The 20,882-nt window shown below is 55.5% G+C and carries 20 protein-coding genes and 1 pseudogene; 8 read left to right on the plus strand and 13 right to left on the minus strand.

What is annotated here, in order from left to right:
- Positions 1-25 precede the first annotated feature (25 nt).
- From PQU98_RS05265 to PQU98_RS05290, 6 genes are all read right to left on the minus strand, one after another.
- On the minus strand, positions 26-1,708 hold the full coding sequence (locus PQU98_RS05265; protein ID WP_272743843.1) for a methyl-accepting chemotaxis protein: 1,683 nt from the start codon (positions 1,706-1,708) through the stop codon (positions 26-28).
- 217 nt (positions 1,709-1,925) lie between these two features.
- Positions 1,926-4,082: an Atxe2 family lasso peptide isopeptidase gene (locus tag PQU98_RS05270; protein WP_272743844.1), complete on the minus strand. Its 2,157-nt coding sequence runs from the start codon at positions 4,080-4,082 to the stop codon at positions 1,926-1,928.
- 1 nt (position 4,083) lies between these two features.
- Entirely contained in the window at positions 4,084-6,636 is a 2,553-nt protein-coding gene (locus tag PQU98_RS05275) for a TonB-dependent receptor (RefSeq protein WP_272743845.1), read from the minus strand.
- Between the two features lie 176 nt (positions 6,637-6,812).
- On the minus strand, positions 6,813-7,739 hold the full coding sequence (locus PQU98_RS05280; protein ID WP_272743846.1) for a FecR family protein: 927 nt from the start codon (positions 7,737-7,739) through the stop codon (positions 6,813-6,815).
- Positions 7,740-7,830: 91 nt separating this feature from the next.
- On the minus strand, positions 7,831-8,646 hold the full coding sequence (locus tag PQU98_RS05285) for a sigma-70 family RNA polymerase sigma factor (RefSeq protein WP_272743847.1): 816 nt from the start codon (positions 8,644-8,646) through the stop codon (positions 7,831-7,833).
- A gap of 415 nt (positions 8,647-9,061) precedes the next feature.
- Positions 9,062-9,217, minus strand: a complete 156-nt coding sequence (locus PQU98_RS05290) for a hypothetical protein (protein ID WP_272743848.1) — start codon at positions 9,215-9,217, stop codon at positions 9,062-9,064.
- 95 nt (positions 9,218-9,312) lie between these two features.
- Between PQU98_RS05290 and PQU98_RS05295 the strand changes: the two genes are divergently transcribed.
- Together PQU98_RS05295 and map are read left to right on the plus strand one after the other, a co-directional pair.
- Entirely contained in the window at positions 9,313-9,522 is a 210-nt protein-coding gene (locus PQU98_RS05295; protein WP_272743849.1) for a ParD-like family protein, read from the plus strand.
- Positions 9,519-10,286: a type I methionyl aminopeptidase gene (map, locus tag PQU98_RS05300; RefSeq protein ID WP_272743850.1), complete on the plus strand. Its 768-nt coding sequence runs from the start codon at positions 9,519-9,521 to the stop codon at positions 10,284-10,286. Before PQU98_RS05295 ends, map begins: the two co-directional genes overlap by 4 nt.
- Positions 10,287-10,587: 301 nt before the next feature.
- Here map and PQU98_RS05305 read toward each other — a convergent pair whose 3' ends face one another.
- Positions 10,588-11,295 carry a TetR/AcrR family transcriptional regulator gene (locus PQU98_RS05305; protein WP_272743851.1) on the minus strand — a complete coding sequence of 236 codons (708 nt, stop codon included), beginning with the start codon at positions 11,293-11,295 and terminating at the stop codon, positions 10,588-10,590.
- Between the two features lie 135 nt (positions 11,296-11,430).
- Between PQU98_RS05305 and PQU98_RS05310 the strand changes: the two genes are divergently transcribed.
- On the plus strand, positions 11,431-12,171 hold the full coding sequence (locus tag PQU98_RS05310; RefSeq protein ID WP_272743852.1) for an SDR family NAD(P)-dependent oxidoreductase: 741 nt from the start codon (positions 11,431-11,433) through the stop codon (positions 12,169-12,171).
- 136 nt (positions 12,172-12,307) lie between these two features.
- On the opposite strand, the gene PQU98_RS05315 is transcribed toward PQU98_RS05310, so the two are convergent.
- The 3 genes from PQU98_RS05315 to PQU98_RS05325 are packed head-to-tail and all read right to left on the minus strand — an operon-like array spanning position 12,308 to position 14,301.
- Positions 12,308-12,808, minus strand: coding sequence for a nuclear transport factor 2 family protein (locus PQU98_RS05315; protein WP_272743853.1), 501 nt, complete (start codon positions 12,806-12,808; stop codon positions 12,308-12,310).
- A gap of 30 nt (positions 12,809-12,838) precedes the next feature.
- Positions 12,839-13,204: an Atu4866 domain-containing protein gene (locus tag PQU98_RS05320; RefSeq protein WP_272743854.1), complete on the minus strand. Its 366-nt coding sequence runs from the start codon at positions 13,202-13,204 to the stop codon at positions 12,839-12,841.
- Between the two features lie 29 nt (positions 13,205-13,233).
- On the minus strand, positions 13,234-14,301 hold the full coding sequence (locus tag PQU98_RS05325; protein WP_272743855.1) for an aldo/keto reductase: 1,068 nt from the start codon (positions 14,299-14,301) through the stop codon (positions 13,234-13,236).
- A 152-nt stretch (positions 14,302-14,453) separates the two neighbouring features.
- On the opposite strand from PQU98_RS05325, the gene PQU98_RS05330 reads away from it, so the two are divergent.
- Positions 14,454-15,341, plus strand: coding sequence for an AraC family transcriptional regulator (locus PQU98_RS05330; protein WP_272743856.1), 888 nt, complete (start codon positions 14,454-14,456; stop codon positions 15,339-15,341).
- Positions 15,342-15,572: 231 nt separating this feature from the next.
- Here PQU98_RS05330 and PQU98_RS05335 read toward each other — a convergent pair whose 3' ends face one another.
- The 3 genes and pseudogenes from PQU98_RS05335 to PQU98_RS05340 all read right to left on the minus strand — a co-directional run.
- Positions 15,573-16,043 (minus strand): hypothetical protein, encoded by a 471-nt coding sequence (locus PQU98_RS05335; RefSeq protein WP_272743857.1) that lies wholly within the window; start codon positions 16,041-16,043, stop codon positions 15,573-15,575.
- Between the two features lie 6 nt (positions 16,044-16,049).
- Positions 16,050-16,310 carry a hypothetical protein gene (locus PQU98_RS17040; RefSeq protein ID WP_368408139.1) on the minus strand — a complete coding sequence of 87 codons (261 nt, stop codon included), beginning with the start codon at positions 16,308-16,310 and terminating at the stop codon, positions 16,050-16,052.
- A pseudogene (locus PQU98_RS05340) lies at positions 16,303-16,620 on the minus strand (IS3 family transposase); the annotation flags it as partial. The pseudogene PQU98_RS05340 and the gene PQU98_RS17040, both read right to left, overlap by 8 nt.
- A gap of 447 nt (positions 16,621-17,067) precedes the next feature.
- On the opposite strand from PQU98_RS05340, the gene PQU98_RS05345 reads away from it, so the two are divergent.
- The 4 genes from PQU98_RS05345 (at position 17,068) to phnE (ending at position 20,853) form a co-directional block, all read left to right on the plus strand.
- On the plus strand, positions 17,068-17,844 hold the full coding sequence (locus tag PQU98_RS05345; RefSeq protein WP_272743859.1) for a hypothetical protein: 777 nt from the start codon (positions 17,068-17,070) through the stop codon (positions 17,842-17,844).
- 311 nt (positions 17,845-18,155) lie between these two features.
- Positions 18,156-19,076 carry a phosphate/phosphite/phosphonate ABC transporter substrate-binding protein gene (locus PQU98_RS05350; protein WP_272743860.1) on the plus strand — a complete coding sequence of 307 codons (921 nt, stop codon included), beginning with the start codon at positions 18,156-18,158 and terminating at the stop codon, positions 19,074-19,076.
- A complete protein-coding gene (locus tag PQU98_RS05355) occupies positions 19,073-19,834 on the plus strand; it encodes a phosphonate ABC transporter ATP-binding protein (RefSeq protein ID WP_272743861.1) in 762 nt (253 codons plus the stop codon). The genes PQU98_RS05350 and PQU98_RS05355 overlap by 4 nt, the downstream gene beginning before the upstream one ends.
- Positions 19,835-19,836: 2 nt before the next feature.
- Positions 19,837-20,853 carry a phosphonate ABC transporter, permease protein PhnE gene (phnE, locus tag PQU98_RS05360; RefSeq protein ID WP_272743862.1) on the plus strand — a complete coding sequence of 339 codons (1,017 nt, stop codon included), beginning with the start codon at positions 19,837-19,839 and terminating at the stop codon, positions 20,851-20,853.
- Positions 20,854-20,882 lie beyond the last annotated feature (29 nt).

Below are 20,882 nucleotides of genomic sequence, written 5' to 3' on the forward strand. Positions count from 1 at the left end.
CGGTCTACACCAACTTTCTTTTTTGTTAAGCGGCGCGAACCGTGGCCAGGAAGGTTTGCAATTCGGTCCGAAGGTTCGCCGCTTGCTGCGCCAATTCCCCGGAAGCCGAAAGGACCTGGGTCGCACCAGATCCCGTCTCGTCAGCCGCCCGGGCGACGCCGACTATGTTGGAGGTGACTTCGGTCGTACCGCTTGAGGCCTGATAGACCGAGGAAACGATTTCGTGGGTGGCAGCACTTTGCTGATCGACCGCCGCAGCAATAATGCTTGCCGTTTCATCGATTTCGGAAATCGACGTCGTTATGTCGCTGATGGCCTTGACGGCCCTGGCTGTGGTGGACTGAATGGCCGCAATCTGATGCGTAATCTCCTCGGTCGCCTTACCCGTCTGAGAGGCCAGTTGCTTAACTTCGGAAGCTACGACGGCGAAACCCTTGCCCGCCTCACCCGCTCGTGCCGATTCGATGGTGGCATTGAGCGCCAACAGATTGGTCTGACTCGCAATACCGGAAATCATTGACACTATATCATTAATGCGCGTCGCGGCTTCGCTCAGTTCTGCCACGATGACCGCTGTCGACTCAGCTTCGCTTACAGCCGCCTTGGATTTGGCGGCCGAGCGCTCCACCTGACGGCTGATCTCAGCCACTGAGGCTCCTAATTCTTCGGCTGATGACGCTACGGATGACACATTGGTGCTGGCTTCTTCCGCCGCGGCCGATACAGTCTGGGCCTGGGCCGAGGTTTCCTGAGCCGTGGCCGTAAGCTGGCTCGCGGTGGCCTGCATTTCGGTGGCGGCAGATGAGACCAGTTCGACGATGCCGCCGACATTGCGCTCAAACTGATCGGCCAGATCGAGCATGCCTTGGCGACGCTCAAGGACCTGACGCGCCTCGCCCTCGGTCTGTTCGACAGCCAAGCGGGCTATACGATCCGCATTGGCCTCAAAAGCCCGTGACATATCGCCCAGTTCATCCTTGCGCTGCGTACCGGGCACGGTGATATTGGCGACGCCGCGCGAGATGTCCTGCATCGCTCTGGTTAGGTCAGCCAAAGGTTTGACGAGCACACCGTTTAATATCATCAGAGAGATTGCCGAAATGGCCACGATGATTATCCCGCCGACGACAGTTACCAGGCGTATAAAGTTTCGGTCATTCTGAGCGACCTCTGTGCGGGCAACCAGTAGGCTTGACTCCGCCTCTGCCATCTGAGTGATTTTTGCCCGCAGGCCATCCATGGAGGCTTTGCCGGCACCGGAGGCTTCAAGCGCGCGTGCCTGTTCATACGTGGCGGGATCGCTCATCAAGGCCAGTTCCTTAGCCGCCACATCATTTTCCCAAGTCTTCACCAGCGCTTCAACTTCGTTCAGGCGTTCCTGTTGGGCGGCGTTGTCGGCGGTGAGTTCACGGACGGCAGCTATGGCGGTGAGGACATCTTTTTCACCGGCAAGTTTAGGCTCAAGGAAGGCTGTGTCCGCAGATACTAGGTAGCCGCGGACACCGGTTTCCTGATTGACCATGGCCTCCTGAATATCAGCAAGCCTGCCCATGACCTCGTAGGTATGTGTTGTCATCGCGGCCGACTTTTCAAGCTTCCCCTGTACGACCCAGACCGTCACACTGACGGCCAAACTTGTGATGATAATGGCGGCCAAGACCAGCCCGATTTTTTTGAGGACTTTCAGGTCCGTCAGGAAAGTAGTCATCGTGTTTACGCCCCGCAAACTTTTATGGAATCGATTGTAACCTATGCTGAAAGTGGGCGTGATAAGTTAAAACCCTATTACCATCGTGGTTTTTAACCCTTCGGGGAATCACCTGTTCTGGGGCATAGAAAGCAACGAACGAATATACTACTGCGCCTGATGAAAAGAGGGCATTGCCGGGCGCGGTAACGCCTCACCTTGGACGCACTGTTGTAGTTTATTTTATTAGTTTCCCCGATTTTTTCGGGAAAACCTGTTGTTCAGTGGACGACCGATCCGGCTCGGCCGAAGGCCTGATCATTCTCGCTTTCAACTGCTGCCAATGCGCAATCTGCGGATCGCCCTCGACCGTCGGCGCCTCCAGACCCCTTAGCCAAAAATCAAACCAGGCCAGGCTGCGCCGGTATATAGCCAGACGATGGGATGGCTGCCATTTGAAATGAAATTCATTCGGAAAAACATATAGATCTACCGGTTTTTTCAACTCATTCAATGATGCATAGCTCTCCAACGCCCCCAAATACTCCCGATCTGAAATCTGCATAAGCAGAGGGGTATCTATGCGGCGAGCATTGCGCGCCAGCGATAGTCGGCGCCAATAGGTCTGATCCTCGGCGGTCAGCTCGGGGTAGCCCATGTCATTGAGCCATTGCTTGACCCGCGCCTGGTTCAACGCATTGACGGTCACTGCCTCTTCACAGCAGGTGCTGATGGCCGCGACCGAGAACAAACCTGAATTTATCAAAGCATATCTGGCTGTTGATGCGCCATCGCTCAGGCCAGTGATGCCGATCCGCGTCGGGTCGACTATACCCTGATCAATTAGGTCCCGGATAACCTTTGCCAGGGCGTCATCGATACTCTCGCGGTCCCGCCACTGCGCTTTGTCGAGAGCGTTCAATTCAGTAAGATTGCGTGCGCCTTTGAACCTGGCATAGCTGCCCGGCTTGTTAAAGCTGAGGACGGCATAGCCCTGCTCGGCAAACGCATGAACCGGATATTCGTCGCCCGTCCCACCCCTCAAGAAGCCTCGTGAGTCATACTGCACGACAATCAAAGGCAGCGGCCCTCGCCCAACATCGCCCGGCGGCAGGACAAGATCAGCAAAGGCCTCAAGGCCAAACCGGTTTTGCCAGTGAAGCCGCCGGACCGTCCCAAACCGCGTTTTTCGGAATTCGGGATTGGGGTCAAACAGCTGCCTCACTGCGCCGTCGTTAACATCGACAGATACAATCTCGCGCGGCTGGGTTGCGGCCTCATGGGCACAGATTAGGGCCGACACGGCGGCCACACACCCCATTAAAGCATCTTCGGTGCGCAGTATTCGCTCGATATGGCCGGTACATGGCCGCCAGCGATAGAGCGAAGTCTGGCTTTGCGCCGGCCCTTCGTAGCGGAGAAAGTATAACGCCGCACCGTCCGGGCTCCATATCAACCGTCTGGCATTGTGGCATATTTCTGACTGACACCTGACCTCAGTCCCATCGCCAAACTGAACGGTCAGGTGCGTGGGTGAAAACAGATGACCGGACGACGCCTGACGGCTCACAGCCACGGCCCCACCCTCATGTCGGCTCACAAGTATGGCCCCTTCAGGTATTCTGACCATAATCTCACCTGAGGGCACCGGTTCAACTTTTCCAGCCGCCTCCCGCCCCACTTCCACCCGAAAAGACCTAGCCTCGACGGGTAAATTGGGTTGAGGTGTCGGCCCCACAAGGGGCCAAGCCCGCTCATCGAACCGGTAGCCGGCCTCGCCCTCGGCTTTGATCCGCGCGCGCTGAACTGTCAGATCTGGCCGCCCCTGATACACAAGAGCTCGCCCGTCAGCCGCCCATGTAAACGCCTCGATGTCGAACGCCGATTGCGTCACCATTTCGGAAGCCCCGCCGTCAACCCGAGCCCGCCAGACCTGGACCGGCCCGTCATCCTGACGGAGATAGGCGATCCATTTTCCGTCTGGTGACCATTGGGGCGTGATAAGGTCCGGAAAGCCGGTTTCCTGAGCGGCCAAGCCAAAGACATCGTCCCGCCGACGGATCAGGGTACCGCCCATATCAACTACGACCGTGTCTCCGGTATGGAGATCAAGCACAATCATGCCCAGACAATAGCCCTGTATCGCCGCATCGACTCGCCGGATCTGGAAGGCGACCTTGCGGCGGTCAGGTGACAGCGACAAAACATCCAGATCAGGACTATGGCTCCAGTTCGGCCCTATATCTCGCAGCCTGACCAGCATCTGAGGCGAGACCGTATTAGCCACGGAAAGCTCAGGCCCGCGCTCGGGCATAAGATCGGCGCACCGATTGGCCTCGGCCGTGGCCCCGCTCATAGCGAGCAGCACCCCGGCCAATGGTGCAACAAGCGCCATCTTACCAGCGCTTAGTCAGGGACAGCCTGACCGCCCGACCGATAATCGAGCTGTTGGTGCTGTCGAAATGTATCGGAAAATAGGTCGGGCTAAGCGTTTTGGGGGGATCGCGGTCAAACAAATTGGTAACTGACAGAGACACCCTAACCCCGTCCAAGTCGCCATAGCCCGGCACCTCATAAGTTACCGTGCTATCCAATGTTGCCCAATGGTCGATCTTCACCGCCGGGCTTACGCCCGTATCAAGCTGTTCAGACACATAATTGAGCAACCCTGTCACATTGAGTCGCCGTCCTTGCCAGGTGAGCCCCGTCCTCACCTTGTAGTCGGGTGTGTTGAAGATCGTGCCAGACAATATGATATTCGGGGCGGTCGGAATGCTTTTTTGCTCAAGACGCACAAACGTCCCGTTGAAAAAGGCCTGCAAGTCGCCGCCGTTGACGCTGAAACGCTGGCGGTACGACAGGTCAAGGCCGCGTACCGTCTGAGCCGTGGCGTTGATATAGCGGTTTTCAAGCGCGGCGATCACGTTAGCCGGGTCAAACGGCGCGCCGGAATAGTTGTAGATTTGATCGGCCTGAGCCACTAAGTCGGCCATTAACACTTCGCTCGGACTATTGACGACAAAGGGCGCATAGATCGGATCGCTCAGACCTGCGGAGTAGTTGGTCAGTGGCTGCACGACCCGGTCTTCGTAATCAATATTAAAATAGGTTAGCGACCATTTTGAACCGGAGATGAAGTCCGGCATGACGTCGGCGCCCAGCGTCCACGATTTAGATGTTTCGGGCTTGAGCCCAGGATTACCACCCCAGGTCATCAGCGCCGTACCCGGCCCCGTCCCGCCTATGGCGGCAGCGGACCAGACATAGAGAAGGGAATCTGAGTACATCTGATTGAAGGAAGGCGCTTTGAACGATTCACCCCAGGTGCCGCGAAGGGTCAGTTGGGGTACCGGCACATATCGTAGACCGACCTTGGGTTTGGTGGCCTGCCCAAAAACATCATAGTCTTCAGTGCGGGCCGATACACTCAACTCAAGCGCGTTCAGGCCGACCCGCCTATCCGAGGGCTCGATTAACGGGACTATGAGCTCCGCAAAACCATAGGACAAGCTGCGCGACACGCTCATGCGGTTGGCGGCCCCGGACAATCCGCGACGGAATCCTTCGTCACGATAGCCCGCCCCTATCGCCAGTTTCACCGCCCCCGCCGGTGTGCTGAGCAAGGTGCCATTGGCACTGGCCTCGATATATTGCAGATCGTTCCTGTATAGTGACCGAGACAGAGATGTGGGGGTCCGTGTCCACGAACTGTTACGGCTGGCCGAACTCACCGCCGTCACCCGCGCTTCCCAATCCGACCAGAGAACAACGTCGAGGGTCAGCGCACCATTATAGGCCGGCGTATAGGTATCATACCGGTAAAGGGCACTGGTGGGGGTGATCTTGGAGACATTGCGTACGTCGCGTGCGCTATAAAGCCCATCGAAAGATACGCTGATGCGATCCGTGAGTTGATGGCCAAGACTAACAAACAGGCTTGACCGCTCCTGCGGCTGGATCAGGTAGTTTTCGCCGGGAACTTGCGATGTGAACTGTCGGTCTGCGGTTGTTATCTCATCCTGACGGGCATATTCGATATTGATCAGGCCATACCCCCGCGCACCCGACCGTCCGGCCAAAAAGCTGTACCCCTGCTCTGAGCCGCCGCCTTGGGTGGTGGTGCCTAAGGTCGCCTGCAGTTCGACACCATCGAAATTGCGCCGGGTAATGATATTGGCGACACCGGCAACCGCGTCCGCGCCATATAGCGCCGAACCTCCATCAGTCATCACCTCAATCCGCTGAACCGCCGACAGCGGTATGCCCGATATGTCCGCCGCCTGAAAATAGCTGTCGGCATTGAGGCGGTGGCCATTGAGCAGCACCAGGGTGGCATCGCTGCCGACGCCTCTCAGATTGAAACTCGAGGCATTGGTGACGTTGCCATTGCCGATCCCCCCACCCGTGGCCGCAATCACGCCAGGATTGATCCCGCCCGAGAAGTTTTCGGGCAGGGCGCGGACAATATCACCGATCTGGGAATAGCCAGAAGCCTCGATGTCAGTTCGGGAGACGCTGCGCACCGGAGCCGCCGGTATAGCATTGCGCACATAGGTTCCGGTAACAATAACCTCAGTAAGAGGATCAGCCGCACCCGAAGCCTGCGCGACGGCCGAGGAGGCAATCCCAAGTGTAATCGAGGTCGGTGTCCGCTCAACAACCTCCAGACGGGTGCGGGCAATCAACCGATTCAATGCCTCGTCTGCCGAAAAGGCCCCTTGAAGTCCCTGAACCTCGACCTCGGCGACGGCTGCGTAGGGGTAAAAGATTTGCAAATTTGCCTGGGCCGCATACTGGTTTAAGGCCTGAGCCAGGTTGGACTTGGGGATGTCAAAGGTCTGAAGCTCTGACTGCGCCCACGCCGGGGCCGTTAGGTAAAGACTAAAACCCGCGATGAGCGCGAGCACAGACGCCCGCCGGCGCCACATCTGTCGATGAATGGTGGTCATAAATATCCCCTTGCCTATGTGTCACTTGTGTGACGTGCGAGAGGTAAGGCGAACGGCCGGGGAAAAACCCTCGAAACTATTTTTGGAAATTGGGAAAGAACGCATTTGGGATTGAACCGGATCAATTCTTACATCGATTTACCAACCGGGCGGCCACCTTTAGTCTGGAGCCGGCCTCAATTAGCTGGTGTCCCTTTTACCAGCCGGAGGGTTCCGTCAGGGTCCCGCTGGTGCCGGATGCCATGGGTGAGTTCTAACGAGCGGAAAAGCTGAGACGGGTCCGCGGCCTGAAACCGGCCACCTATCCGGAGCGTACCAAGCTCTGGAGCCGTGATGAGGATAGGCTTATCCAGATAGCGGTTATATTCTTTGACAACCTGATCGAGGGTTGCGCCTTCAAAAACCAGTTCCCCCTTTTGCCAGCCATCAATGACCGCGGCGTCATGATCGCTGAGGGCGTGCGGTTGCAGTCCTCCGGGAACCAGGTCAACGCCCTGCCCGCCTGAAAGCTTGACCCGGCCCTCACCATTCGTAGCCATCTCGCCTCGCCCCCGAACCATTTGAATCGACACGACCTCCCCCTCATCCATGCGCGCATTTAAAGTCCCCTCCGTCACAGTGACCCGGCTTTCAGAGACCAATAGACGTGCGGACGGGCTTCCTCTTGGTACGACCACAGAAATTTCACCCCGCTTTAGGGTCAGATGAGGTTCGCCGCCCGATACCTGCCAACTTACGCTTGTCCGGGTATTGAGATGCAGACTGGTGCCACCCTGCAGCCTGATTAACCGGCGCTCGCCGGCCGCAGTCTCGGCAGTCGCCGTGTTCGATCTCAACCATCCGTAACCACCAGCCACAGCCAAGGCCGCAACGCCCCCGCCGCCTGCGGCGACCATCACTTGACGCCGATTGAGGCTAATCGCCTGCCCCTCTGAGGGCGTATGTTTCAATCGCGCCCACGACTGACTAAGGGCATGGATCCGGGCAAAGGCCGCCGCATGACGCGGATCGGCTTGACGCCACGCTTCAAACGCCTCGCGTGTGGCGGCACCCGACTCCAGACGGGCATGCCAGTCTGCGGCGACCTCAAGTAATTCATCCACATTGGGTTTCTCAGTGGGCATGTTCGCAACAATCCCGGGCGATGCGGACCCTAGGTCCCGCCTCTCTCTTACAGCAACGGTAGGGTCAGGTCTATTTGGCCCCCAAAAAGGGGCGCCGCTTTTTCTTTGGACGCGACCCGGGATCGTCCAATTGCTGACGAACCCTTGCCAAATGAAGGTTAGCCCGGGTCAAATGCCCTTCCACGGTCTTGAGACTGATCCCGAGTTGGCGGGCGATCTGCTGAGGGCTCTTATCCTCCAACCGCCGCAGCCTTACCACCTCACGGCACTTGTGGGGTAGACTGTTGAGGGCGTCCAAAGTAATGGCATACTCCTCCTTGCCCGCGAGGATGGTTAAAGCATCCGGCGACATGTCCCTCAGGGCTGCGTCATTTGCCTTAGACCAGGCAATGAACGGCACAATCCTGGCCCGCCGCAAACGATCGACACTCAGACTGACCAATACCGTCATCATGTAAGCACGTGCGCTGACGATAGATCGCCACTTCTCGCCGGATAAAATCTGAGCGTAGGCGTCGTGAACCAGTTCCTGAGCCGCCTCGGCATCCCGGGTCATCCGCCGGGCGACGGCTACAAACTGGCGCTCGTAAGGATAAAGACTGTTTGCAAACCATTGGTCCACTGGCCGCACCCAAAGGGCCTGGCCTAGCCCGCCGTCCGAATTCAAAGGCTCAGAGAAATACCCATCGGGAACATCCAGAAGTTCCGCCAGCCGCGCAAGGATCGAGTCATCAAGATGGGTTTTGCCATTTTCCCAATCTTCAATGACGCTCAACGGCTGCTCGAACATGCTAGCCAGCCATTCCTCCGACATCTGTAGTTCGAGGCGGCGTGCCCGCAATTTCATGCCGACATGAATGTCAAGGGATTGGGGTTCGGTGAGCATCGGTGTTCCCTTGGGGCTTCCAAGAGCGGTACGTCCCCGCCTGAAGAAGCCTCCTTCGATCCTGGAGATCGGGGAGTTCGAAAACCGCACATAGCACAGTCCCTATGGCCTTTAGCCGGGGCCTATTGCATACGCCATAGGCTCCCCGACCATGAGTCAAGGAGGCTTGCACCGGAATGACCGGCGCCGATCAGCTATGTGTGGGGTTTCGACGCCCCGGGGCCGCACGTACGGCCTTGTCAAAATCATACCGGTAACGGATGGTTTTTTCCAGTGAGCAGAATTAGTTTTTCTACGCCCCAGTGCGCAAGTGACTAATTGGAGGTGTAGTTCGAGGGCAATTAGCCTAGTTGCGGGTAACACTGGTAGCCGGGTCCGCAATCTTTGGCGATGGCTGCCAAATCTAGCAAACAGGTTACCCGTCACCGTTTTGTCCGGCATCACCCAGAAGCGATCCCGGCGCGTCAAGATCGATGGATGATAGTCCGACAAGTCGCTCAAGACTGGCTTCAAGGTTGGACAGCGCCTCGTGCCCAAGCTTATCGACCCACCGGGCGCGCAAATCGTCCATATTCACAAAGATGGCAAATTGAACGAGTCCCCTTGCCAGACGGGAAAGCACATGAAATATACATGGTATGTATATATTTCATAAAGGAATGGCACATGGGTATAGTGAATATAGACGACGAGCTACATGAAGAGGTGCGCAAGGCTGGTAGGATTATGTGCCGGTCAATTAATGCACAGGCGGAATTTTGGATGAAAATCGGCATGATAGCGGAATCGAACCCGAGCTTGTCATTTAATCAAATAATGCGGCAACAGTTTGCAGAAGCTGGCCTCGATGCAAAAAACTATATGGGGACTCTATGATTAAGTCAGAAGATGAGCTGAAAAAAATGGCTCATGCTGGTCGTCTTCTGGCCTCAGTATTCCATATGCTGGACAAAGTTCAATTGATGGGCATGTCCACGATGGCTGTAAATGATCTTGTAGATCGGTTTATCACGGAGGACCTTAAATCGCGACCAGCTAGCAAAGGGCAATATGGGTACGCTTTTGCTCTCAACAGCTCGGTCAATGAGGTCATTTGTCATGGAGTTCCATCGGAAAGTAAGATCCTCAGGGACGGTGATATAGTCAATCTGGACATCACACTTGAGAATGATGGCTTTATATCGGATTCAAGCAAAACCTATCTGATCGGCAATGTATCGGTCGCCGCCAGACGACTTGTGCGCGTAACGTATGACGCTATGTGGAAAGGTATACGACAGGTTCGGCCAGGTGCGTATCTAGGAGATATTGGTCACGCTATAGAAAAACATGCCAAGGCACATGGCTACGCAGTAGTTCGTGATTTTTGTGGACACGGAATCGGCCGCGAGATGCATGAAGCCCCTCAGATCATGCATTTTGGACAAAAGGCTCGCGGTGAAACGCTCATAGAAGGGATGACGTTTACGATTGAACCGATGTTAAACCAAGGTACGGCGAAAGGCGTTACGCTCGATGACGAATGGACCGTCGTCACAAAAGACGGAAAGCTCTCAGCGCAGTGGGAACATACAATCGCCGTGACAAAGCACGGCTTTGATGTCCTTACGCTACGGGATGATGAGAAAGTGAAGGGTTAATTTGCGCTGAGAACTAACCTGGGATTTGCACCGAGAATGGAGCCAAGAGCGCGAACATCTCTTGAGGGCTATAATTTGCCCTTGCGCGCATTCCGGTCATTCTGGTAGCGGCAGGAGTCCATGCCCGAAGGGCGGAGTTGTATAGGCTACCCTGAACCGCGTCGGAGGTGCGGTAGCCGATTTGTGACAAATTCGCGCTCATGTCTATGTGGCAACTCGCTGCGGTCCGAAATCGATTGATCACGGCATATGGAATTCGAAGGATCGATGTCCCCCAAATTTATGACTGACTGTGAATCAGTTAAGTGCGTAATGTCACTTCAGACGCATTGACATCGGCCTGTGCGTTTCTCACGGCTCCCTCCCACCCCAGAAACGCCATGCGGACGACGCCCTCAAGGTCCTCGCGGCTGGCACCGTCACGGGCCAGTATCGACATACCCGCCACTATGGTTTGAATAAAGCGTGCCAGGGGCCTAGCGTCGGTCTTCAACGGCAAGTCGCCGTCTGCGATGCCTTTCTCCAAGCGGTCTTTCAAACGATTGTAGGCGACTGACCTCTCTTCCCGCACCCTCTCGCCCAGTTCTGGGTAGCCTTCGCTGCCCACCGCCGACAGGGTCACCATACAACCGCGGGGCATATCCGAAAGTTCTCCAGTAAGTGCACTGGCCAGCAGTGTCAGATACGCTTCAACAGCCTCCCTAGCTGTGGGCGCCGCGCGAAACGCTCCCCAGGCAAAGGCATCATTGCTGTCCACATAATAACGCAACGCTTCGGCATAGAGCGCTTCTTTCGATCCGAAGGCGGCGTAGAGACTGGGTGAACCTATCCCCATATCCTCGGTAAGATCAGAAATAGAGGTTGCCGCAAAACCCTTACACCAGAACAGCCGCATAGCTTTCGAGAGAGCCGCCTCGCGGTCGAACGCGCGGGGGCGTCCACGCACGCGAGGTGAGGCGGCCTTATCGTTCGGCTGATCGTTGGGGGGCGGAGTTTCGGCTTTTTGCATCGATTAATACATAACACTGAGACGGTTCATTCTCAATGCAGCACTATTTTTGTATCGATCGGCATATAAATTGTTGACTGCCGCCCACACGCACCCCAATTAATTATGTGTCGTTCGATATAGAAAGGTATGAAAATGAGTGAACTGATTGGTAAACGCGCCTTGGTAACCGGCGCCTCACGTGGCATAGGGGCCGCAATCGCCCTGGCATTGGCCGAAAAAGGGGCAGACGTCGCCCTCACCTATGCGGGCTCGGCCGATCGCGCCGCCGAAGTCGTTAAGGCGATTGAGGCAAAAGGCCGAAAGGCCGTAGCTATTCAGGCCGATAGCCGCGACCCGGCGGCCGTCAAACGCTCTATTGAGGCCACCGTACGCGCGCTGGGCGGTCTCGATATTCTGGTAAACAATGCCGCTGTTGTGCACTACAATCTGATTGCCGATATATCGGTTGAGGAAATCGACTCGATGTTCGAAACCAATGTCCGCGGCCCGATACTTGCGGCCCAGGCGGCCATCCCTCACCTGCCCGAAGGCGGCCGCATCATCTCGATTGGCTCGGCCGGAGCCGATCGGATCGTCGGAGAACCGGGCTCTGTCTACTATATGACCAAATCTGCGCTGCAATCCTTCAACCGCGGCCTTGCTCGCGAACTTGGCCCCCGTGGCATCACTGTGAATCTTGTCCAACCAGGATCTACCAATACTGATATGAACCCCGACAATGGAGAGTTCGCAGACTGGCAACGCTCCCTGATACCGCTGGGGCGCTTCGGTGAGCCGGCAGATGTGGCCGCAGCCGTCGCCTTTCTGGCAAGTCCTGCCGCTAAGCAAATCACAGGAGCCATACTCAACGTTGATGGTGGTGCGCTCACTTAATCGCTGCCCTTTTGAACAGGCAGGGAGGCTATAAGTGGCCTTCCTGCCCATTCCGCGCCCTACTAAGCCCATTTCGGAAAAAAACTGAGATAATAGTCGTTCTGTAATATCCGCCCGAGAGCAGAGGTGGCTGAACTTACTGTGCCCGGACGGGGTTGTTATCAACTACGGTCTGATAGGCGATCAGATCAAGGAACGCTTCGGCTTCCACAACCTGACCATCATCCATTTTGAATATCCAGACAAATTGATTGGTGTACGTTGCACCTGAAGTCGTCATTGCCGATCCGTCAAAGCGGATGATGACCCGATCATCGACCGCCCAGATGTGATGCACCTTAGGCTTGAGCGGGCCAGCTAGCCTTTGCACCAATGGCACAGAGGCGCGGGCCATAAAATCGTCGATGCCATGATAAGTGCCCGCCACCGGCCCTGAACCCGGTATGGTCCATTTGACATCGGGTGCCAGAATTTTGAACACGTTCCCACCCTCGGTTGCCCATGTCTCAAAGGCATCGCGCACGACTTTTTCGTTACGCTGTTCCATTGGGCTGCCTCCAGCCTGGGCAGACATCGGTGCGCCAGCCACCACAAAAGCCATAACCGCCAACCGGAAAATTGTAATCGTCAGTTTCATGTAATCATTCCTTTTTGTGAGGCGGGATTGTCAATTTTCGCGGTAAAACACCATGCCGCCATGTTCGAGCGTGTTGGTGTCCACAAATATACCATCAGCCGTGAAGCCGGTATCGTCCCAGTAGTTGATGCGATTGCCGCTGACTTCATAGCGGCCCTGATAGGCGCTTTTGCGGGCTCCGCGCGCCTCGTCGTAACGGCCATTAGGCAGGAGTTCCTGGCGGATGCGTCCATCGCCTGTGACCCACATGCCGATATAAGGGTGCGGCTGCATCTTATCCTCTTTCTGTTTCGTGTCGTTTGGGGTAGGCGGCTGTGGCGGCAGAGTCATGCTAACGGCACCGGTGACCATCAGAAGCCCCATAATAAGGCCTGCGATTTTGATGAATTTACTCATGATAATTCTCATCCCCGTACGCTCAGGATTTACCGTCGACCGTCGACCGTCGTGCCGCCGAACATGAGTTGCTGAGCCATGGGCCGCAATATAAAACGGGCGGGGAATATGGGTGCAGGCGCACTGGCCGCATTCAGGCGTTCAATCTGCTCATCGGTTAAGACAATGCCTAAAGCGCCGAAATTGTCCTCGGCCTGACTAAGTGTGCGCGCGCCAATAACCGGAGAGATGACAGCGGGATTGAGAAGGGTCCAAGCAAGGGATACCTGAGACCGCGAAGCTCCGATCTCCGCGGCGACCTCCCCCACCACATCGGCGATATCGAGAGCGCGCCCGTTCAGATGGCCGATCGAGGCGATGACGCCTTTGCGGTCTGAAGATACCTCCGACGCATTGTCGTCCGTCAGGTCTGAGCGGCTGTATTTTCCGGTCAGTATCCCGCCGCCCAGAGGCGACCACGGCAAAACGCCAAGGCCCATCGCCTGCGCCATCGGCATCAGTTCATGCTCGACCGTGCGCTCAACGAGGCTGTACTCAATCTGAAGCGCCACAAAAGGCGACCAGCCGCGCAAGTCCGCCAGGGTCTGCATCTGCGCGATCCGCCACGCCGGTGTATTGCAAATCCCTACATAGAGAACCTTTCCGGCCCGAATGAGATCATCAAGCCCGCGCATCACCTCGTCGGGTGTAGTCGTGAAATCCCATGCGTGGACATACAAAAGGTCAATGCGATCAGTCTCAAGCTGGCGCAGACTCGCCTCGACCGAGCGGACTAGGTTAAGGCGGTGATTGCCGCCGGAATTTGGATTACCTGGATCACGCGCCATAGTGAACTTGGTGGCTAGGACAATGCGCTCACGCTTGTCCCGGATAAGACCGCCAAGAATACGCTCCGACGTACCATTGGTGTAGTTTACTGCGGTATCTATAATATTGCCGCCGCGCTCGACATAAGCATCAAATATACGCCTGGCTTCATTTTCGTCGGCACCCCACCCCCAGTCAGAACCGAAGGTCATGGTGCCAAGCGTCAATGGGGATACGCGCAGACCCGATCGTCCGAGCAAGCGATAGTGATCAAGGGCAGTGGATGACATTTATGGGTAACTCCAGCCAAATGTTTGTCAGGCCTTCAATTGATCCCAGACGCAGCATCAGCGGTAGACGATTTGTCCGAATAGCTTGCACGATTGTCCGAAAGCGACAGCATTATCCTTTCTGATGGTCTACAGGCATGGCATAGGACCGCATGGATAAGCTTACCACCCTGACAGACCTCTTAAGCCGCCATATCCCGCAGGACGGCATACATGCCTGCCCTTTGCCGGGGGTGAAGCTTATCCGGTCATCCGCTCCGACTATGCCTATGCCTGTGGTCTACGAGCCCACACTTTGCCTGATTGCCCAGGGGCGCAAACAGGCTGTATTGGGGACGACAGCCTTTGTTTACGATCCTGCCAATTACCTGGTGGCCTCAGTCGATCTGCCGGTTATGGGGTCAGTCATTGAAGCTACGACAGAGCGGCCTTATCTGTGCGTGCAAATAGACCTAAACATGGCGGTCTTAAGTGATTTGGTGATCCAGAACCCTGCAATACCCACCGCCCAGAATGTTTCCGGCGGGTTGGTGCTAAACCGGACAACGCCCGAATTGCTGGATGCCATGGTAAGGCTGATCGGACTATTGGACTCGCATCAGGATATCGCCGTGCTGGCCCCTTTGGCTATACGTGAAATCCTTTATCGCCTGCTGACCGGTGGCAGCGGGAGCCTCATCCGTAAGATGGCTCAGGCTGATAGCCGAATGAACCAGATTGCCCGTGCGATTGTGTGGATACGAACTCGCTTCCGGGAAAGTTGCCCGATCGATCAGGCGGCTGATATCGCAGGCATGAGCCGTTCCACCTTTCATGCCCATTTCAAGTCGGTCACACTGATGAGCCCGCTTGAGTTCCGCACGCTTTTACGGGTGCAGGAAGCACAGAGACTCATGGTCAGCGATGCTAAGGATGCCGCCAGCGCGGGTTTTATCGTAGGCTACGCAAGTCCCTCTCACTTCAGCCGCGACTATGCCCGCATTTTTGGTATGCCCCCCGCCACCCATGCTGATCAATTGCGTAGTGTTTTGACATCTTAGAACCGTATTCAGCTGCGCGCCCCACAGCGGACATTCGCGATTAACGGCAAAATCCCTTTACCGGACATTCGGCAGCCCCCGAAATACGACTAGCGGACATATTGCTCTGGCGAGAAAATCCGATTCTAAGTAGTCCTGTAGCAACAGCGAAATCGCGGATCCTGAACAGGTTGCGCCCCTCCAGCCAGGTCACCTGGCTATCCATTTACCTAGACAGCATTGTGGCGACATTTACCAACAATGATGGCATTGTGTAGATGGGCTACGATTAATCCCGATCCACCCATCAAAGTTCTTCAACTCTTCCCTCAATTTCCATGTGATAAGCCCTCGGCCCTTAATATGTGAAGGATATAGGGTGGCAACACCCTCATTCGTTCCCATCTTTGACATAATGGGCAAATACTCATCAGAAAATTTTCGAAGGAACAAAGTATAATCTAAGTTATTTTTATCTTTAATAGGCAATCTATTGATTATAAATAATTTATCCTCTATAAACATTTCATCAAGGGAAAAATCCGCCATAAACTCATCATCAGCAGTTCTATGTAAATGAATCATTATTCTATGCACAAGCCTAGACGGTAAAATATCCATCGCCAGTTTAATTATGTAATGTACGTCCGATTTAACGAACTGCTTGCCGGTTTTTCTGAAGCCATATAGCTCCAGGACATCCTTGAGATCATTTAATGTCATATGCGTTCACTTCGATGGAGGTGTGTAATAATCTACCCGACCTGTCCAGCGATGGCCTGTTTGAGCCTCTAATTGACGGACGTAAGCGTTAATTTGGCGTCTTCCTGCGCGAATACCGGATGGTGTGTAGGGCTTTAGTTCGCGGACTATATTATTAACCCAATCTATTGCGTCCGGCCGCATACCATTCCTTAGTGGGCGATTGAAGCTATAACTTGAGCCTAGCGCGGCTTCATAGTTTTGAGGTGCCCCTAGATTGCTAGACACCTTGCGCCTTCAAAATGCGTTGTCTGTCTTCGAAGTCAATGGGTGACAACATGCCATTGTTGGTGTGCTTTCGCTTGGGGTTGTAGAACATCTCGATATATTCGAAGACGTCCTGCCTTGCCGCTTCACGGGTGGCGTAGGTTTTGCGCCTGATCCATTCGCGTTTCAGAAGTTGGAAAAAGCTCTCGGCCACGGCGTTGTCATGACAGTTGCCACGGCGGCTCATGCTGGCTTCCAGATTGTGCTGACGCAGGAAAGTCTGCCACTCGCGGCTGGTATATTGCGAACCTTGATCGGAATGGATGGTGACCGAGAATGTGCCGCCACTTACAGCGTTTAGAATACCAGTATGGCCCCGTTTGGGCACCATAGTTTGCACCTGGCCCTCCATAAACTTGATGCTGCTTTGCACACGCAGCCTGGGGGTCGCCAAAGCATGCGGAATTTGCGGGAGCTCCCCCAGCAACGGTGCACCAGCCCTTGGTTCCAAAAGGTGCATCTGCCCACGGAGTGACGGTTTGTGCGCGCCCCTCATTCGGCGAAAATATTGCGGCAAGCAATAGAACAATTGCAGCTAGTTTTATCGCTATCGTGAATTTTGAAATCGCACCAAAAACATTCATGAATACCCCCCCGATTTGTCACACCTGTTCGTCCGTCGTGATTGTAATCACGGCGTTGAAAGTGGAGAATAGAAATTTAGCGTTAAGCAGCCCTGAGATAACAGTTGCATCAAGCGGTAATTTTATGCAACCCTATGAAGAAAATTTTCTCAAAAATACAGTTAATGCGCGAGTTTACCATGACGCAATTTACGGAATGGCGGCGCGGCCTTTTCCGGATGGTGAGCGAAAGAAATCCTCGTCATCTCCAATTGCTAAGGCCTAGAATGTATTTGGGCGGCCTTGTTTCACTGGCTATTCATTTAATCATTTTTCTTTTCATTTTTGCGTCAAGGCCTGACAATCTTTCCGGCATCGCCTCAAATTCATTCACAGGAAGCGGTAATGACACTGCTACCTTCCAATCAGTCAGGTTAGTGAGCGCCCCGCTTAACTCCGAGGAAAAACCAGCTCAGTCCGAGAACAGTCCCCTTGAAACTGAAGCCGAAAAATTGCCTAGAGAGCAAGACACGGCTGACACTGCTAAGCCTTTTGAAGAGATACCGTCACCAGAGCCCCTTGCTACTAATGCATCACCTTTGCAGGCAGCGGCTGACGTGTCTAAGCCTTCTGACGCGGCCGCAAATGGCTCGCCGGATGGGACACAAAATATCCTTTCTCAAATCGCTAGATGTTTGCCGCCCGGTAGCAGACCCACGCTTGTCGGTGCCCAGTTGCACCTTGAACTGGACGAAATAGGTGCCCTGTTAGCGGTCCCGAAGGTGAGTATGGATTTGGCTACAAGCTCAAAAGCGGATGTGAAGTCTGCAAATCAAATCATTCAGGCGGCCTTGCAGTGCGGTCCATACGTCACTGCACAGAACGAAGAGCGCTCATTCGTGTTTAGTCCAAATTTTTCAGGCATTCCGTAACCGCCGCTTGGCAAACTAGCGCCCAGAGCGGTCATTCGCAAATTCCGAAAAATTCAATTGACGGTCATTCACGAGCTTGGACGACTATAAAGAAGGCAGGCGAGAGCAGAACTTAAAATCCGATCAATCTTAAAAGTGACGCACAAGTTATCGTTACAGTTTCCTCCCAAAACGAACACTACAACTCGATAAGCCCTTTCCCTCACTCCCTCATTATTTTCATGGAAAAAAATGAGGGAAATTCATACCCGTGTCATGATCGGGCCTTAGACTGAGCCTTTTAAGGCGGCAGTCAACAGTAAGGTCACGATATGCACATGCTCCGGTCAGGTCTGGTGTCTCTTGTTCTGGCGATGCTGGCCGCGCTTACGGTGTCAGGGCCTGCGATGGCCGCTAAGCCGCTGAGGGTCATATTGATACCGGCGGACGGTGGCACTGAGGACGGCACGCGCGCCGACTATAGGCCTTTGTTCAATGCCATAAGCCGCCAGACCGGCCTGACCTTCGACATCCGGGTGGGGCAGTCTTACGGCGCGGTGGTTGAGGCCATGTGCAATGGTTCCGCCGACATCGCCTTTGTCGGTGCTGTCACCTTTGTGCAGGCCCATCAGCGTAAGTGCGCTGAACTGCTGGCGGTCGCGGTCGAAAAGGGTCAGTCATCCTATTATGCCGGACTATTTACCCGCAGCACCTCCCCCATCAAGACGGTCGCCCAGATCAAGGGCAAACGCGTGGCGTTTGGTGACATCAATTCGGCCTCGGCCTTTGTGTTTCCGGTCAGCATGATTATGGATGCGGGCCTTGACCCGGTCAAAGATCTGTCGGCACTACGCCTGACCGGCAGCCATGCCTCAAGTCTGGCAGCCCTCACCCAAAATCAGGTCGATGTCGCCGCCCTGTCGTTCGACAGCTTCGATAAGGCCATCCGTCAGGGTGCGGTCGATCCTAAAAGCATCCGCGTCATCGCCAAAAGCATCGCCATCCCCTATCCGCCGATTGTGATGAATACCCGTCTGCCCGCGTCACTTAAAGTCAATCTCAAATCAGCGTTTGAAACGGTCCACACCGCCCCCGGTGTGACGCCTGACATGATCCGCGGCTATGGTGGCGCCAAAGTTGACCGATATGACACCAAATTCTCCGCCGCCAAATTCAGCGTCGCGGCTCGCACCATGGCGCGAATCGACGACCGGCTTAAGGGCGAAATCCTGAAAAAGGCCTCAGCGCGGTGATCCGGTTCGAAGCGGTCAGCCAGACCCACAGTTGCGGCACTCAGGCCCTGAAAAACATCTCCCTGACCATTCCTGCGGGTCAGGTCTGTGTCCTGCTGGGGCCATCGGGGGCTGGCAAGTCCAGCCTGCTGCGCTGTGTCAACGGGCTAAACCAGCCGACAGCGGGCAAGGTGTTTGTGGGTGACATAGAGATCACCCCCCGCAATTTGAAAACCATCCGCCCGAACATCGGCATGATCCATCAGGCGTTCAACCTGACCACGCGCGCTACCGTCGCGGCCAATGTCATTGCAGGCGCCCTGCCCGCTGTGCCGACCCTGCCTGCCCTGTTTAATCTGTTTCCGCGAGAGCATCAGGCCAAGGTCTGCGAATTGCTGGATAGGGTGGGTTTAAGCGAAGCCCACCTGACGCGCCGGGTCAGCGAACTGTCCGGCGGCCAGCAGCAACGGGTAGGTATTGCCCGCGCCTTTATGCTCGATCCCGCCATTATTCTGGCCGATGAGCCGGTCGCCAGCCTCGATCCGGCAGTGAGCGAAGACATTCTGGCTTTACTGGTGCGCGAAGCCCGCGCCCGTGGGGCAACCGTCCTGTGCAGCCTGCATCAGCTTGATCTGGCCCGCCAGTTTGCCGACCGCATTGTGGCGCTGAAAAGTGGTGAACTGGTCTTTGATGGCCCGCCCGCCGACCTGACACCGGATGCCTGCGCCCGCATTTACCAGACGCCGGGGATACCCGCCTTGCAGCCTGAGCCCGCCTGACCATGAAACCGCTGATACCCCCGCCCGTCGCCGCCGAGACGTGGCGATACCCCAAACCTTACGGCCTTAAAACCTTAATCCTGTCGCTAATGGCGATGTTTGTCCTGTGGCAGACAGCGGTGCGGGTCGAACTGCCCAAGGCCGTGGCCCTGACCGCCGAAGCGGTCGGATCTGTATTCGGGTCAGGTGCCGAAAGTCAGGTCGCCAAGGGTTTTGCGACCGTGGCCGGACAGTTGTTTCCGCTGGAGATGTCCGAGCGGGTTGAGGTCAGCCGGATCGAAAACTTCGACCGCGAAAATCTGCCTGCGTTCTCATATATCGAGCATGAAACCACTGAGGTTGAAACCCTGAACCCCGACACGCTTGAGGTCGAAGCCGCGACCGAAACCACTGAGATTCTGGTCAAGCCCTACGGCTATCTGATGACGGTCGGGGTCAAAATGCTGGAGACCCTTGAGATCGCCCTGTGGGGGACGATCCTTGCGGTCATTCTGGGCCTGCCGCTGGCACTGCTGGGCGCGTCTAACCTAGCGCCGAACCGCTGGGTTCAGGGGTTAAGCCGCAGTGTGGTCAGCCTTTTGCGCGCTGTGCCGGAACTGATCAGCGCCCTGTTTCTGGTGCTGGCCTATGGTTTTGGGCCGATGGCGGGGATACTGGCGCTGGCGCTTCATGCCGCCGGATTTTTTGGTAAGTTCTATGCCGACGATATCGAAGCGGCTGATCCGAAGCCGCAGGAAGCCCTGCGCGCTATTGGGGCGGGCTGCCTTAAGGTTTTCCGCCATGCGATCTTGCCGATGGTCTGGCCGAACTACATCGCCTCGACCCTCTATATCCTCGACCGCAATGTGCGCATGGCGACCGTCATTGGTCTGGTTGGCGCGGGCGGCATCGGGCAGGAACTCAAGGGCCGTTATGACATGTATGACTACGGCCATGTCGGCACAATACTGGTGGCGATTTTTGTGCTGGTGCTGATCCTAGAGCAGATATCGGTGCGGTTGCGGAAACATTATCTTTAAAAATATCCGGGCCTTAGGGATAAGGCCCG

Source organism: Asticcacaulis machinosus, from assembly GCF_028550435.1.
Lineage (GTDB): Bacteria > Pseudomonadota > Alphaproteobacteria > Caulobacterales > Caulobacteraceae > Asticcacaulis > Asticcacaulis machinosus.